Source organism: Agrobacterium sp. RC10-4-1 (assembly GCF_014138475.1).
Lineage (GTDB): Bacteria > Pseudomonadota > Alphaproteobacteria > Rhizobiales > Rhizobiaceae > Agrobacterium > Agrobacterium pusense.
On record NZ_JACJIT010000009.1, the window covers coordinates 138,909 to 154,209 of the forward strand.

The window sequence follows — 15,301 nt, forward strand, 5'->3', positions numbered from 1 at the left end:
TCCGCCCTTTATGATTCTATTTTCGACAGTGCAGGATGCGGCCTAACTGCCAACGCCCTGAAACATGCGGGCGCGCGCCTTCAATATGTGGTCTTTCATCGCGTCATGCGCAGCCTGCTCCCGTCGCGCAAAAATCGCTTCCACGATTGCCGTGTGCTCGTTCTGGACTTCGCGCACATGCTGCGGCGTCCGCTTGAGGCTGAGGCTGCGTGTCACCGACTGGCCGATTGCGAAATGCGGCTTGAACCAGATCCGCACCGTGATGTGGAACTGGTTGTGGCTCGCCTTCGCGATGGCTTCGTGCAGGGCGAAATCTTCCTCAGCACCGAGATCGTTGCGCTCGAGACATTGTTCCAGCGCGGCAATCGCCTGCTCGATCCGCACCCTGTCAGCGGCCTGCCAGTTGCGCGCCGCAAGCTCAGCCGCGGAAGCCTCCAATCCGGCCCTGAACTCAAAAAAACGCTGCACGTCGGCCAGCGAGCCGACCGGCACCTGTTGCAACACGGAAGAATCCGGCTGCTGGCGTACATAGGAGCCGGATCCCTTTTGCGAAACGATAAGCTCGTCGTTCCGAAGCCGCTCCAGCGCTTCCCGCACGACCGGCCGCGATGCACCGAACAGCGACGCCAGATTCTGTTCCGATGGCAGCCGCTCGTTCACAGGAAACCGCCCGTCCGAAATCATGCCGACGATTTTTTCGTAGATGATGTCGCTCAGCCGAGTTTCGCCTCGAGCGGCGGCAGATGCAGTGTGATTGTCCATCAGCAGCCCTTTCGTTGCAAATCGCTGAAGTTAATGGGTTTCCTGCATTTCAATCGCAACAGAAATACCGGGGTTTTTGAGCGCGAGGGGCTGTCCTACCGATTTTTTCTTCAAGCCTGATCCTGAAAGCCGGCCTACAGATAAAAAAGATGTAAAAATCTGTCAATACTTGTAATCATCTGAAAACGCCCATATGGTCTGCCCCTGCCGATGGAGGATCGGCTTGCTGGCTGGCCGGGAGGGCCGTCGCGGTTCGGTGAAAGCCGTCTCGCTGCCGGTGATTTTTTGGGAGGATTGTCGATGCGCGATGGCGAAGCATTTTCACTGGGCGTAACGCGCCGAACCTTTATGGCGGGTGTTGGCGGCGTGGCCGCACTTTCCGTCATGGGAGCCTCGGCGCGGGCTGCTGCCGGCAAGCAGGCGCCGGAACTGGAGGCGCTGGTAAAGGACGGCAAATTGCCGCCCTTGGCCGAACGCCTGCCGAAAAATCCGATGGTGGTGACGCCGCACGAGAAAATCGGCACCTATGGCGGCACATTGCGCCGTGGCCTGCGCGGTTCGTCGGACCATAACGGCATCCTGCGCATGGTCGGCAATCAGGGCCTTGTTCGCTGGAACATGGATTTCACCGAGGTTCTTCCGAACCTTGCGGTGAAATGGGAGGTCAACGACGATGCCTCGCAATTCACCTTCCATTTGCTGGAGGGCGCAAAATGGTCGGACGGCCACCCCTTCACCGCAGATGACGTGGTGTTCGCCATCGAGGACTGCATCAAGAACAAGGAGCTTTACAGTGCCACGCCGGCGCAGCTCTCCGTGGCCGGCAAGGCGGTCGATGTCGAAAAAGTCGACGATTTCACGGTAAAGTTCAAATTCGCCGCGCCGAATGCGCTTTATCTCGAAAACCTCGCCACGCCACTTGGCCAGCATCCGACGCTGTTTCCCAAACACTATTGCAGCAAGTTCCTGCCGAAATACAACACGGCGCTCGATGCTGATGTGAAGGCGGCGGGCGTCTCCAGCTGGACCGAACTGTTCCGCGCCAAATGCGGGGATATCGAAATTCCCTCCCGCTGGTCGAATGTCGACAAGCCGACGCTTGATCCATGGGTGGTGAAGGAGCCTTACTCCGGCGGTGCGACACGGGTGGTCATGACCCGCAACCCATACTTCTGGCAGGTCGATACCGAAGGTAACCAGTTACCCTATATCGATGAAATCAATTTCGGCATTTCGCAGGATGTCGAATCGCTGATGCTGAACGTCATTTCCGGCAAGATCGACATTCAGGAGCGCCATATCAGCGTTCTCGCCAACAAGCCGACCCTGTCGCAGAACATGAAAAAGGGTGACTACCGCCTGCTGACTTTGGTGCCGTCTGCCGCGCAGCAGTGCCAGATTTACCTGAACATCACCCACAAAGACCCGGCAATGCGCAAGATGTTTGCAGATAAGTCTTTTCGTCAGGCATTGTCCATTGCGCTCAACCGGCAGGAAATCATCGACATCGTTTATTTCGGCCAAAGCGAAGGGTATCAGGCCGGGCCACGCCCGACACATCCCTGGTACAACGAAAAGCTGGCGCGGCAATTCACCGAATATGACGCCGACAAGGCGAACGCGCTTCTCGACAAGGCCGGTTACGACAAGAAGAACGGCAACGGCATGCGGCTTCGTCCCGACGGCCAGCCGATCTTCTTCTCCATCGATGTTATCCCGACGCTCTATCCCGATCTGGTCGATGCGCTAGAGCTGGTGAAGGCGCAATGGGCGCAGATCGGCGTCGACATCAAGGTCAATACCATCGAACGCGCGCTTTATTATACACGCGGCGATGACAACGCCCATGATGCCGCCGTCTGGCCCGGTCCCGGCGGTCTCGATCCGATGCTCGACCCGCGCGATTTCTTCGCCTTCCATCCGCAGGGGTCGCGTTACGCCATTCCGTGGGCGCTCTGGTATACATCCAACGGCCAGAAGGGCGAGGAGCCGCCGGAAAGCCAGAAAAAGCGCTTCAAGCTTTTCGATGAGGCGCGCTCCACGGCCGACCTTGCCAAGCGCGGCGAGAAGATGAAGCAGATCTTCGACATTGCGGCGGAAGAGTTCGAAACGATCGGCCTCTGCCTTGCGGTGGGCGGTTTCGGCATCATCCGCAACAATCTGCGCAACGTGCCGGAAACGGAACCCGACAGCTGGACCTGGCCCAATCCCGGCCCCGCGCTGCCGCAACAGTTCACCTTCACAAGCTGATAACGCCACATGGGCGTCGCTGCCGTAACGCGGCGACGCCTCTCAGGTTGTTTCGACCACCCACAGCCCGTCTCCTGAGTGGAAGGCGGTGCGTGCGGCACAATGTGATTGCGAGAACGACATGCTGCTTTTCATCGTAAAACGCCTGCTGTGGATGATACCGTCCCTGTTTGCCGTCAGTTTCCTTGCCTTTGTCCTGATCCAGCTGCCGCCCGGCGACTATGTGACGACCTATATCGCCACACTGGCCGCCTCCAACGAGGTCATCGACCACAATACGGCGGCGCAGCTGCGCGAACGTTTCGGCCTCGATGACCCGATGATCGTGCAATATCTGAAATGGATATGGGGCATCGTCAGCCGCGGCGATTTCGGCATTTCGTTCGAATGGCAGCAGCCGGTTTCAGGCCTCATCTGGGAGCGCATGGCGCTGACGCTGGTTCTGGCCATCGCAAGCCTTCTTGCAACCTGGGCCATCGCGCTTCCCATCGGCGTCTTCTCCGCCGTGCGCAAATATTCGATAGGAGACTATCTCTTCACTGCCTTTTCTTTTTTCGGCCTTTCCATACCCTCGTTCCTGCTGGCGCTGGTGCTGATGTATGTCGCGGCGGTAGAGTTCGGGGCCGATGTCGGCGGGCTGTTTTCCGCGGAATATGAGACCGCCTCGTGGAGCATCGCCAAGATGATGGACCTGATGGCCCATATCTGGCTGCCGGTCGCCATCCTTGCCGTGTCTTCCACCGCAAGCCTCATCCGCGTCATGCGCGCCAATATGCTGGATGAATTGCCCAAGCCCTATGTCACCACCGCGCGGGCGAAGGGACTGTCGGAGTTCAAGCTGCTGACGAAATACCCGCTCAGAATTGCGCTCAATCCGTTCATCTCCACCATCGCATGGCTGCTGCCCAATCTAATTTCGGGCTCCGTGGTCGTCGCCATCGTGCTCAATCTGCCGACGGCCGCGCCGCTGCTTTTGCAGTCGCTGATGGCGCAGGACATGTATCTCGCCGGCGCTTTCGTGCTGCTGATCTGCGCGCTGACGCTGATCGGTTCGCTGATCAGCGACATCCTGCTTGCGCTGGTCGATCCGCGCATCCGGCTCGAATAGGAGGGCACCATGAGCGATATCACCATGACCACCAATGCCCGGCAGGACCGCGCCGCCGTCGCTTCGCAGTGGCAGCTCATCTGGTGGGCGTTCAAACGCCACAAGCTGGCCATGGCCGCCCTGTTCATCACCATCGCCATGTATATCGTCGCGCTGGTACCCGGCTTCTTCGCCATCAACGATCCGGTGCTGCAGAATGCCCGCGCCACCTTCCATCCGCCGCAGCGCGTCCACTTCATCGATACGACCGAGGGTTTCTCGCTCGGGCTGCACTATTATCCGCTGAAGCTGACCCGCGATCCGGAGACGCTTGCGGCGGTCTTCGTCGAGGATACGGCGAAGAAAATTCCGGTTCAGCTTTTTGGTCGCGGTTACGAATATTCCGTGTTCGGCCTGTTCACCACGGACCTCCATCTGCTGGCATCCACCGACAAAACGCGGCCGCTCTTCCTCTTCGGCGCGGATCGTCTCGGCCGCGATGTCTTCAGTCGCGTGGTGCAGGGCGCGCAGATCTCCCTGTCGATCGGTCTTGTCGGCGTGTTCTTCTCGCTGCTGCTCGGCGTCGTTCTCGGTGGCATATCCGGTTATTACGGCGGCCGCATCGATTTCGTCATGCAGCGTGTGATCGACTTCGTGCTGTCGCTCCCCACCATTCCCATCTGGCTGGCGCTGGCCGCCGCCCTGCCGCAGGGCTGGCCAGCCACGCTGCAATATATGATGATCACCATCATCCTGTCCCTGACCGGTTGGGCGCAGCTCGCCCGTGTCGTGCGCGGCCGGTTCCTGTCGCTCAGGACCGAAGAGTTCGTGGCCGCGGCCCGGCTGGATGGCGTGCCGGAAGGGCGCATCATCTTCCGCCATATGCTGCCGAGCTTTTCGAGCCATATCATCGCTTCGGTCACGCTTGCGGTTCCGGCGATGATCCTTGCTGAAACATCGCTGTCCTTCCTCGGTCTAGGTCTGCAGCCGCCGACGATTTCCTGGGGCGTTTTGCTTCGCGAGGCGCAGAATATCCGCTCGATTGCAACCGCACCCTGGCTGTTCCTGCCCGGTGTGGCTGTCGTTATTGCCGTCATGGCTCTCAATCTGCTCGGCGACGGCCTGCGCGACGCAGCCGACCCCTATAACAAGTGAGGCCCCGGATGAGCGACATTCTTTCCATGAAGCCAGCCAAACCGCTGCTCGAAGTCCGCAATCTGGTCACTGAATTTCCGGTCAGAAACGGCGTTTTCCGGGCCGTCAACGACCTGTCTTTCTCCATCGATCCCGGCAAGACCCTCTGCGTCGTCGGCGAAAGCGGATCCGGCAAATCCGTCACCGCCCGCTCCATCCTGCAGATCATCGACAGCCCCGGCCGCATCGCGTCCGGGTCGATCATCCTCAACCGCGCCGACGGCACCTCTCTGGATCTGGCAAAGCTCGATCCGCGCAGCCGTGCCATCCGCTCGGTGCGCGGCGCTGATATCGCGATGATCTTTCAGGAGCCGATGTCGTCGCTTTCACCCGTGCATACCGTTGGTGACCAGATCACCGAGGTCCTGCGGCTGCACCTCAAGATGAGCAAGGGTGAGGCGCGCGCCGAGGCCATCGAACTGTTGCGGCAGGTGGAAATCCCCAACCCCGAAAAGGCGCTGGATCGCTACGCCTTCCAATATTCGGGAGGCATGCGCCAGCGTGCGATGATCGCCATGGCGCTGGCCTGCAAACCGCAGCTTCTGATCGCCGACGAACCGACGACGGCGCTCGATGTGACGACACAGGCCGAGATCCTCGACCTGATATCGCGGCTGCAAAAGGCGCATGGCATGGCGGTGCTGTTCATCACCCACGATATGGGTGTGGTGGCGCAGATTGCCGACGACGTGCTGGTCATGCACCATGGGGTCGCCAAGGAATATGGAACCGTGGATGAGATATTCCACAATCCGCAGGACCCCTATACCCGCATGTTGATCGGCTCCGTGCTGAAGCTGGAGCAAAAGGCTGAAATCCGGCTTGCGAGACCTCCGCTCGATCTCACGGCCGCGCCAGTGCTCGAAGTGAATGACCTTTCCATGCATTTCGGCGAGATGAAGGCGCTGGATGGCGTGTCGATCAAGCTATTGCCGGGAGAGACGCTCGGCATCGTCGGCGAAAGCGGTTCCGGCAAGACCACGATGGGCCGCTCCATCATGCGCCTTTACGATCCGACCGGCGGCGCGATGCTCTATCGCCGGGCAGATGGCAGCGTGGTCGATCTGGCCAGGATAGAAGGTCCCGAGCTGAAAGCCGCACGGCGTGAGCTGCGCATGGTTTTCCAGGACCCGTTCGGCTCGCTCAATCCGCGCATGACCGTGGCACAGGTCATCGGCGAGCCGTTGCTGGTCAACGGCATTGCCAAGGGCAGGGAGTTGGATGAGCGTGTCTGCGCCCTGATGGAGCAGGTGGGTCTCGATCCGGCCGGACGTGAGCGTTACCCGCACGCCTTTTCCGGCGGCCAGCGCCAGCGCATCGGCATCGCCCGCGCCATAACTCTGAAGCCGCGTATCATCGTGGCGGATGAGGCGACCTCGGCGCTCGATGTTTCGGTGCGGTTCCAGGTGCTGGATCTTTTGATGCGGCTGCAGGACGAGCTGGGGCTCGCCTATATCTTCATCAGTCACGATATCGGCGTCATCCGCTATATGTGCGACCGCGTAGGCGTGATGTATCGCGGCAAGCTGGTGGAAGTGGGAGACGCCGAAAAGGTCTGCAACGCGCCGGATCATCCCTATACGCAGGCGCTTCTTTCCGCAATTCCGCGCCCGGACCCACGCGACCGGGACCGTACCCGCAGATTCCGCTACGTCGAACCATCCGAAGTCAAGAACGGGGCCGTCGCGCGATGATGCCGGGCCTCGCACGCTGCAATTCATGAGGAAGACTGAAGCATGAAAATCGATCGCATGCGGGTATTCGTCACCCGCGACAAGGACCGCCCCCGTGTCATCGTCGCTCTCGATACCGATGACGGTTTGACCGGCTGGGGTGAATGTTACAATCACGGTCCCGATCTCGCCCTGCCGCCGGTGCTGGATTACCTCTACGGATTCCTCGCCGGTCAGGATCCGACACGGGTGGAGTATCTCTATAATCTCCTGCTCCAGCAGAACCGCTTTCCGCCTGGAGCGCTCGGTCTGTCGGCGATATCGGCGCTCGATCATTGCCTCTGGGACCTCGCGGCCAAGGCGGCGGGCGTGCCGGTCTACAAGCTGCTGGGCGGCGAAGTGCGCGACCGTATCAAGGTCTATGCCGGTGTCTACACCGCTCCGGATGCGCCGGCGGCTAAGGAGGAATTCGACCGTCTCAACGAGGATTGGGGCTTCACGGCCTTCAAGCTCAGCCCGTGGCGCCTCGATATCCACGCCCATCGCTGGGGCGAGGTGGTGCGCAGTTCCGCCGAGTATTTCCGTTCGCTTCGCGAAACGGTGCGGCCCGACTACGACATCGCCTTTGACGCCCATGCCAAAATTTTCGAGCCAGCGGCCGCCCGCCAGCTTGGCAATGCGCTTGCCCCTTACGATCCGCTGTTCTTCGAAGAGCCTTTGCGCCCGGAAAACATCGAGATGTGGGGAGAGCTGAAACACGGGCTGAACTGCACGCTGGCGACGGGTGAAAGCCTTTATAATCGCAATGAGTTCCTGCGTCTTCTTCAGGTAAAGGGTGCGGATATCATCCAGCCCGATATCTGCGTCGTCGGCGGCATTTCGGAGATGCGCCGCATCGCCACGCTCGCGGAAGCCCATTTCGTCAGCATCGCGCCGCACAATCCGATGGGACCGCTCGCCACCGCCGTCAACGTGCATTTTTCCGCTGCCCAGCAGAATTTCCGGATTCTCGAATACCGGCTGCCGAAAGGGCAATGCTACGTCTATGGCGGCACCGATCTCGAAAAACGCGAGGACGAAACCCGCTATGTCGTCGACCCCTATCTGCCGAAGGACGGATATCTGGAGCTGAGGCCCGACCGCCCGGGCTGGGGTGTCGAGATGGATGAAAAAGCCATGCAGGAAGATGGCTATGTTCATTGGCAAAGACGGGTGCCGAAACGGCCTGACGGCTCCTATGCCTTCGCCTGAAACGGTTACGATTGCCTGCGGGCGGCTCTATGCCCGCCTGCGCCCCGCCTGGGGTGGCAGGATGACCCATCTGTGGCACGCGGACTACGGTGATATTCTGGTGCCGATAACGGAGCAGGATTTCGAGCCGTTCAATTGGCCGAGGGCTGGCGCATACCCGCTGTTTCCCTATCACAACCGGCTCTATCGCGGGTCCTTCGTCCATACAGCTATCCGCCATGACCTGCTGCCGCATCCGGCGCTTGCGCCTGACGCCATGCATGGCCCGGCTCACCGCCGGCCGTGGGTGATTTCGGACCTGTCTTCGGATCGGGTCGCATTGGCACTGGACTACGAGGCTGACGAAGAGTGGCCGTTTTCCTTCCGCGCCGAGCAGTCTTTCCTGCTGCAAGACGACAGCATCACTGTGGAATTGTCGATAACAAATCGCGCTAATGTGCCTGCGCCGGTGTCGCTGGGCTGGCATCCCTATCTGGCGGCCGGGCTTGGTTGCGATGCGCGGACGGACGCCAAACTGCAATATCCGCTGGACGCGCAGAACGTGCCAACCGGCCAGCCGCCGGCACCTCGCCCGAAACCCGCCATTCCCGCTGCAACGGGATACACATTGCATTTCACCGATTGGTCGAGCGCGCAGGTCGACTTCGACAGGTTTTCACTACGGCTCGAAGCCGATGCGGTTTTCGGCCATCTCGCCGTACACCGCATGGAACGTTATCTCTGTCTTGAACCCGTTTCCATGGCCGCCGGAGCGCTTGGCCTGCCCCAGGCGCAGCGAGAAGGGCAGGGTCTGATGACGGTTGGCCCCGGCGAGCGCCTGTCGGGGCGCATCAGGCTCTCCATCGATCTTCAGGAGGGGCGGGTGCGTCTATAGCGCCCAATCGCCCAGCGCCCGCCGTTCACCTTCAAAAACGCCACATGCCCATATTTTGAGCGTCAGTTATTGCCGCTTAAAAATAAGCTTGACGACGGCGAAAATTTCTCACCAAATGAACCAATGTAAGATTGGTTCGGTAAATGGTGCGACGTGACGGTGAACCCCAACGACAACTCCAACTACGCGCTTGCGAAGTTGCGGGAGTACGTTCAGACGCAGGATCTTGCGAAAGACCGTCGCCTGCCCACGGAGCGGGCCTTCGCGGAAACCTTCAATGTCGGCCGTCGTGCGGTTCGTCGCGCCCTTGAGGTTCTGGAAGCCGAAGGCCTCGTATGGCGGCGGCAGGGGGCCGGAACCTTTGTGGGTGAAAAACCGGATGATTGGTCCGCTCAGGTCACGGAACTGGTCGCCGGGACGGATTTCATGGAAATCATGGAAGTGCGCCTGCGCATCGAGCCGCAGCTGGCGCAGCTCGCGGCCATGCGCGCCAAGCCGGACGAGGTGGAGCGTATGCGCGCCCTTGTCGAAAAGACCGGTCAGAGCACGGATGCCGACGCCAAGGAATTATGGGATGGCTCGCTTCATCGCCAGATTGCCCAGAGCGCTGGCAACAAGCTTTTCCTGTCCATCTTCGATGTCATCAACCGCGTGCGTCAGGATGATGCCTGGCAGTCGATACGGGAGCTTGCCCGGCGCAGCGGCGCAAACGGCAGGGCGTCTTTCGAACAGCATATGGCCATTGTCGACGCCATCGCCGACCGTGATCCCGCCAGAGCCGGTGAAGCCATGCGTCAGCATCTTCTCATGCATCAGGAAAGGCTGATCCGCGCCACGTCTCTCGGCTTTCTGGAGGAAGGCGTCGGGAAGGGCGATGCGGCCGAAGCTGTTAGTTCTATGACTGAGGCCTCTTGAGGCCACGGATGAAAACTGTCGCCCCTCACGGGGCGGCCAATGACAAAAAGTCAAAATAACCTGACCAGAGGAACGAACATGAAGAAAATCCAGACATTGACTGCGGCGCTTTTGGCAAGCGTATTTTTGGCCTCGCCGGCGCTATCGTCCGAATTGCGCATCGGCCTCAATGACGATGCCGATGTGCTCGACCCCGCGCAATCGCGCACCTTCGTCGGCCGCATCGTTTACACCGCCATGTGCGACAAGCTGGTGGATATCTCGCAGGACATGAAGATCGTGCCGCAGCTTGCCACCGAATGGGCCTGGTCCGAAGGCGGCAAGGTTCTGACCATGAAAATCCGCGATGGCGTCAAGTTCCACGATGGCGAAACACTTGATGCGGCGGCGGTTGTCGCCACCATCGAGCGCAACATGACGCTGCCGGAATCTCGCCGCAAGAGCGAGTTGTCGTCTGTCGAGAAAGTCGAGGCGACCGGGCCGCTGGAAGTCAAATTCACCCTGAAGACGCCCGACGTTACCCTGCTGGCACAGCTTTCCGACCGCGCCGGCATGATCGTCGCACCGAAAGCGGCGAAGGAATTGGGCGCTAATTTCGGTTCCAAGCCAGTCTGCGCCGGACCGTTCAAATTTGTCGAGCGCATCCAGCAGGATCGCATCGTACTCGAAAAATTTGCTGACTATTGGGACAAGGACAAAATCCTCGTCGACAAGGTCGTGTATCTGCCGATCCCCGATACGACCGTGAAGCTTGCGAACCTTCGTGCCGGCGATCTCGATATCGCCGAGCGCATTTCGGCTTCCGATGCGGAATCCGTCAAGAATGATCCCAAATTGAACTATGCCGATGTCATCGGACCGGGCTACATGGCCATGTATGTCAACATCAACAATGGGGCACGCGCTGACAATCCGCTCGGCAAGGACAAGCGTCTGCGTCAGGCCTTTTCCTACGCGATCGATCGCGAAGCGATCGGCCAGATTGTTTTTGAAGGCACCTCCAAGGCCGGCAATCAGGCATATCCGCCCACAAGCCCCTGGTTCAACCAGAACCTGCCGGTTCCGCCGCGTGATATCGACAAGGCCAAGCAGTTGATGAAGGAGGCGGGTTACGAGACGCTGGACGTCGAGCTTCAGCACGCCAACAACACAACGCAGACGCAGATGATGCAGGTCATCCAGTCCATGGTGGCGGAGGCCGGCTTCAACGTCACCCTGAAGGCCACGGAATTCGCGACGCTTCTTTCCGAACAGACCGCCGGCAATTATCAGCTCAGCCGCTCCGACTGGTCGGGACGTATCGATCCCGATGGCAACCTGCACCAGTTCGTCACCTGCAAGGGCGGCATCAACGATGTGAAATATTGCAATCCTGAAGTGGACAAGCTGCTGAACGAGGCCCGCGCTTCGACCGACGACGCAGTCCGCAAGGAAAAATACGATGCCGCAAGCGTCATCCTCAACGATGACATGCCGATCATCTATCTCGGCCACCAGCCTTATGCCTATGCCATCTCCAAAAAGGTGAAGGGCTGGGCGCCGTCGCCTGACGGCATGATCCGCCTTCTCGGCGTTTCCAAGGACTGACCACTTCGTATAGGCCGCGCGGCTTGCCGTGCGGCCGCCAAGACCGGACCAAAACGGGGGCAATGCCATGCCTGTTTATATCGGCAAGCGACTGCTGGTCGCGATCCCGACGCTTCTGATCATTTCCATCTTCGTTTTCTCCCTGCAGAAACTCTTGCCGGGCGATCCCATCCTGGCGATGGCTGGCGAGGAGCGCGATCCCGCGACAATTGAGTTTCTGCGCGAGAAATACCGTCTTAACGACCCGGTTCCACTCCAGTACGTCAACTGGCTGGGCGGCGTGGTAACCGGCGATTTCGGCATTTCGCTACGCACGAACCAGCCGGTTCTGGAACTGATTGGCCAGAAGCTGCCGGTGACCATTCAGCTGGCTGTCATGGCGATGTTCTTCGCCATGATCATCGGCATTCCCATCGGCATTCTGGCAGCCGTCAAGAAGAATACGTGGATTGACTACACGGCCAATATCGTGGCGCTTTCCGGCCTGTCCATCCCGAATTTCTGGCTCGGCATCATGCTCATTCTGCTGGTGTCGGTGAAACTCGGCTGGCTGCCGGCATCGGGTTACGAATCGATCTTCGTAGACCCTGTCCGCTCCATCGAAACCATGATCATGCCCGCCTTCGTGCTGGGCAATGCACTGGCGGCGACGCTGATGCGCCATACACGTTCGGCGATGGTGGCGGTGTTGAGCTCCGATTACATCCGCACCGCCCGCGCCAAGGGGCTTTCCCCGCGCGAAATCATCCTGTCTCACAGTTTCCGCAACGCGCTTCTGCCCGTTATCACGCTCTTGGCGCTGCTCTTCGGCGAACTGCTGGCCGGTGCGGTTCTGACGGAGCAGATTTTCACCATTCCCGGTTTCGGCAAGATGACGGTCGATGCGGTCTTCACGCGTGACTATGCCGTCGTGCAGGGCATCGTGCTCTGTACCGCCGTCGGCTTCATCCTCATGAACCTCCTGGCCGACATTGCCTATGTCCTGCTCAACCCCCGCCTCAGGGCGACAATCTAAGGCCCTGATATCATGACCGTTTTGGATCAAAGCCTTTCGATACCGGCGACACGGCAGGAAAGCCGCGCCTGGAAAAAGATGAAGCGCAACAAGTCGGCGCTCGCCGGCTTGATCATCGTCGTGTTTTTCGCCGTGCTGGCGATTGCCGCGCCGATATTGCCGATTGCCGACCCCGTCGCGACCAGCTGGTCGGCCATCCGCAAGGCGCCGTCGGCTGCCCACTGGCTCGGCACGGATGATCTCGGCCGCGATATTCTCTCGCGCATGATTTATGGCGCTCGCGCTTCGCTGATGGCCGGCGTCGTCTCCGTCATGATCGCCGTGATGATCGGCGTCCCCTTCGGATTGATCTCCGGTTATTTTGGCGGCTGGGTGGATATGGTTATCTCCCGCATTACCGAAGCGCTGCTGGCCATGCCGTTCCTGATCATGGCGATTGCGCTTGCCGCCTTCCTCGGCCCGAGCCTTACCAATGCGATGATCGCCATCGGCCTTTCCGCCATGCCGATCTTCGTGCGGCTGACGCGCGGGCAGGTGCTGGCCGTCAAGATGGAGGACTATGTCGAGGGTGCAAGGTCTATCGGCCTCAACCACATCGACATCATGACCCGCTACATCCTGCCGAATGTCTTTGCCCCCATCATCGTGCAGGCGACGCTGACGGTGGCGACCGCCATCATCGCGGAGGCGAGCCTTTCCTTCCTCGGCCTTGGCCAGCAGGCGCCCGCACCTTCCTGGGGTTCGATGCTGAACACCGCGAAGAACTTCTTGAGCCAGGCGCCATGGATGACGATGTGGCCCGGCATTGCCATCTTCCTCGTCGTCATCGGTTTCAATCTTCTGGGCGATGGCCTGCGCGATGCGCTCGATCCGCGCGAAGCATGATTTTTTACAAGGAATATCGGAATGACTGATTTCACCACACGCCCTGAAATCCTCGGCACCTTCGGCGTCGTCACCTCAACCCACTGGATCGCCTCGGCGGTTGGCATGGCGATCCTCGAGAAGGGCGGCAATGCTTTCGACGCCGCCGTCGCCACCGGCTTCGTGCTGCAGATCGTCGAGCCGCATCTGTGCGGTCCGGGCGGTGATATGCCCGCCGTGTTTTATTCGAAGCAGAAGGACAAGGTGGAGGTCATCTGTGCCCAGGGCCCGGCTCCGAGCGGTGCGACGATTGAACATTATACTTCGGAAGGTCTGAAACTCATCCCGGGCGATGGGCTGCTCGCCACCGTGATTCCCGGCGCCTTCGATGGCTGGATGCTGATGCTGCGCGACTATGGCACGATGACCGTTCGTGAGGTGCTGGAACCGGCCATCTATTATGCCGAACATGGGCATCCGACGCTGCCGCGTGTCTCTGCCACCATCAAGGGGCTAGCCCATTTCTTCGAGAAGGAATGGCCGACTTCCTACGAAACATGGCTGCCGGGCGGGGCCGCACCGGAGCCTCACGCCAATTTTCGTAATCCTGTTTTGGCGGCGACCTATCAGCGGATCATCACTGAAGCCGAAGCACGTTCTGGCCGCGAAAACCAGATCGAGGCCGCGCGCAATGCCTTCTACCGGGGTTTCGTTGCGGAAGCCATCGACAGTTACGTCAGCACCGAAGAGGTAATGGATGCCAGCGGCACAAGGCACAAGGGTGTGCTGACGGCGCAGGATATGGCCGGGTGGAGTGCTACCGTTGAAGCGCCGCAGACGCTCGATTACCACGACTGGACGATTGCCAAGACGCCCGCCTGGGGGCAGGGTCCGGTTCTGCTGCAATCGCTTGCACTTCTGAAGGGCTTCGATATTGCAGCCATGGACCCGTCCGGTCCTGATTTCATCCACACCATCGTCGAAGCCATGAAGCTCGCCTTTGCTGACCGCGAAGTCTATTACGGCGATCCGGAATTCGGGCAGATTCCGACGGAATATCTCCTGTCGGAAGGCTATAATGCCGGACGTCGCGCGCTGATTGGCAGCGAGGCCTCGCTGGAGCTGCGCCCAGGCATCGTGCCGGGTTACGAAAAGCAGGTGGACGCCACCTTGGCGATGCTGGCGGAGATGAGCGGCAAGGGCACCGTCTACGAGCCGACCATGTCGCATCTGACCGAAAAGCGCGGTGACACCGTGCATATCGATGTCATCGACCGCTGGGGCAACATGGTTTCCACCACGCCATCGGGCGGCTGGCTGCAGTCATCCCCCATAGTGCCCGGCCTCGGTTTCGCGCTCAATTCCCGCGCCCAGATGTTCTGGCTGAAGGAAGGCCTGCCGACCTCGCTTGCGCCGGGTAAACGCCCGCGCACCACATTGACGCCCTCGCTTGCGCTGCATCAGGGCCGGCCTTCCATGGTCTTCGGTACGCCGGGTGGCGACCAGCAGGACCAGTGGCAGCTGCCCTTCTTCCTGCGTTATGCCCACCACGGCAAGAACCTGCAGGCGTCGATCGACATGCCCTTGTTCCATACCTCGCATTTTCCGGGTTCGTTTTATCCGCGCACCAGTTCACCGGGTGAAATCATGGTGGAGGGCACGGTGGGTGAGGCGACGCTTGCCGAGCTTCGCCGTCGTGGCCACCGGGTTACCGTTGCCGATGCCTGGTCGGTGGGGCGGCTCACCGCGGCGCGCCGCGATGCGGACGGCCTGCTGCGCGCCGCCGCAACACCGCGGTTGATGCAGGCCTATGCGGTAGGACGGTGAAA

Annotated in this window: 12 protein-coding genes; 11 read left to right on the forward strand and 1 reads right to left on the reverse strand. The window is 60.2% G+C overall.

What is annotated here, in order from left to right; translation table 11 throughout:
* Nucleotides 1–42 precede the first annotated feature (42 nt).
* Entirely contained in the window at nucleotides 43–762 is a 720-nt protein-coding gene (locus FHW77_RS22715; protein WP_003521683.1) for a FadR/GntR family transcriptional regulator, read from the reverse strand.
* Nucleotides 763–1,062: 300 nt separating this feature from the next.
* Here FHW77_RS22715 and FHW77_RS22720 point away from each other — a divergent pair, with 300 nt between their 5' ends.
* From FHW77_RS22720 to FHW77_RS22770, 11 genes are all read left to right on the forward strand, one after another.
* Nucleotides 1,063–3,012 (forward strand): ABC transporter substrate-binding protein, encoded by a 1,950-nt coding sequence (locus tag FHW77_RS22720; protein ID WP_182590734.1) that lies wholly within the window; start codon nucleotides 1,063–1,065, stop codon nucleotides 3,010–3,012.
* Nucleotides 3,013–3,133: 121 nt separating this feature from the next.
* Entirely contained in the window at nucleotides 3,134–4,120 is a 987-nt protein-coding gene (locus tag FHW77_RS22725; protein WP_003521681.1) for an ABC transporter permease, read from the forward strand.
* A 9-nt stretch (nucleotides 4,121–4,129) separates the two neighbouring features.
* Nucleotides 4,130–5,254 (forward strand): ABC transporter permease, encoded by a 1,125-nt coding sequence (locus tag FHW77_RS22730; RefSeq protein ID WP_182590735.1) that lies wholly within the window; start codon nucleotides 4,130–4,132, stop codon nucleotides 5,252–5,254.
* A gap of 8 nt (nucleotides 5,255–5,262) precedes the next feature.
* Complete coding sequence (locus FHW77_RS22735; RefSeq protein WP_182590736.1) at nucleotides 5,263–6,987, forward strand: ABC transporter ATP-binding protein; 1,725 nt, start codon at nucleotides 5,263–5,265, stop codon at nucleotides 6,985–6,987.
* Between the two features lie 42 nt (nucleotides 6,988–7,029).
* Complete coding sequence (locus FHW77_RS22740) at nucleotides 7,030–8,217, forward strand: galactarate dehydratase (protein ID WP_112637261.1); 1,188 nt, start codon at nucleotides 7,030–7,032, stop codon at nucleotides 8,215–8,217.
* Entirely contained in the window at nucleotides 8,204–9,091 is an 888-nt protein-coding gene (locus FHW77_RS22745; RefSeq protein ID WP_182590737.1) for an aldose epimerase family protein, read from the forward strand. Before FHW77_RS22740 ends, FHW77_RS22745 begins: the two co-directional genes overlap by 14 nt.
* 153 nt (nucleotides 9,092–9,244) lie before the next feature.
* Complete coding sequence (locus tag FHW77_RS22750) at nucleotides 9,245–10,006, forward strand: FadR/GntR family transcriptional regulator (RefSeq protein ID WP_112637263.1); 762 nt, start codon at nucleotides 9,245–9,247, stop codon at nucleotides 10,004–10,006.
* Nucleotides 10,007–10,084: 78 nt separating this feature from the next.
* A complete protein-coding gene (locus FHW77_RS22755; RefSeq protein ID WP_004444551.1) occupies nucleotides 10,085–11,593 on the forward strand; it encodes an ABC transporter substrate-binding protein in 1,509 nt (502 codons plus the stop codon).
* A gap of 67 nt (nucleotides 11,594–11,660) precedes the next feature.
* Nucleotides 11,661–12,608, forward strand: coding sequence for an ABC transporter permease (locus tag FHW77_RS22760; RefSeq protein ID WP_006700442.1), 948 nt, complete (start codon nucleotides 11,661–11,663; stop codon nucleotides 12,606–12,608).
* 12 nt (nucleotides 12,609–12,620) lie between these two features.
* Nucleotides 12,621–13,493 (forward strand): ABC transporter permease, encoded by an 873-nt coding sequence (locus FHW77_RS22765; protein ID WP_182590738.1) that lies wholly within the window; start codon nucleotides 12,621–12,623, stop codon nucleotides 13,491–13,493.
* 21 nt (nucleotides 13,494–13,514) lie between these two features.
* Complete coding sequence (locus FHW77_RS22770; protein WP_064264208.1) at nucleotides 13,515–15,299, forward strand: gamma-glutamyltransferase family protein; 1,785 nt, start codon at nucleotides 13,515–13,517, stop codon at nucleotides 15,297–15,299.
* The last annotated feature ends 2 nt before the right edge of the window (nucleotides 15,300–15,301 follow it).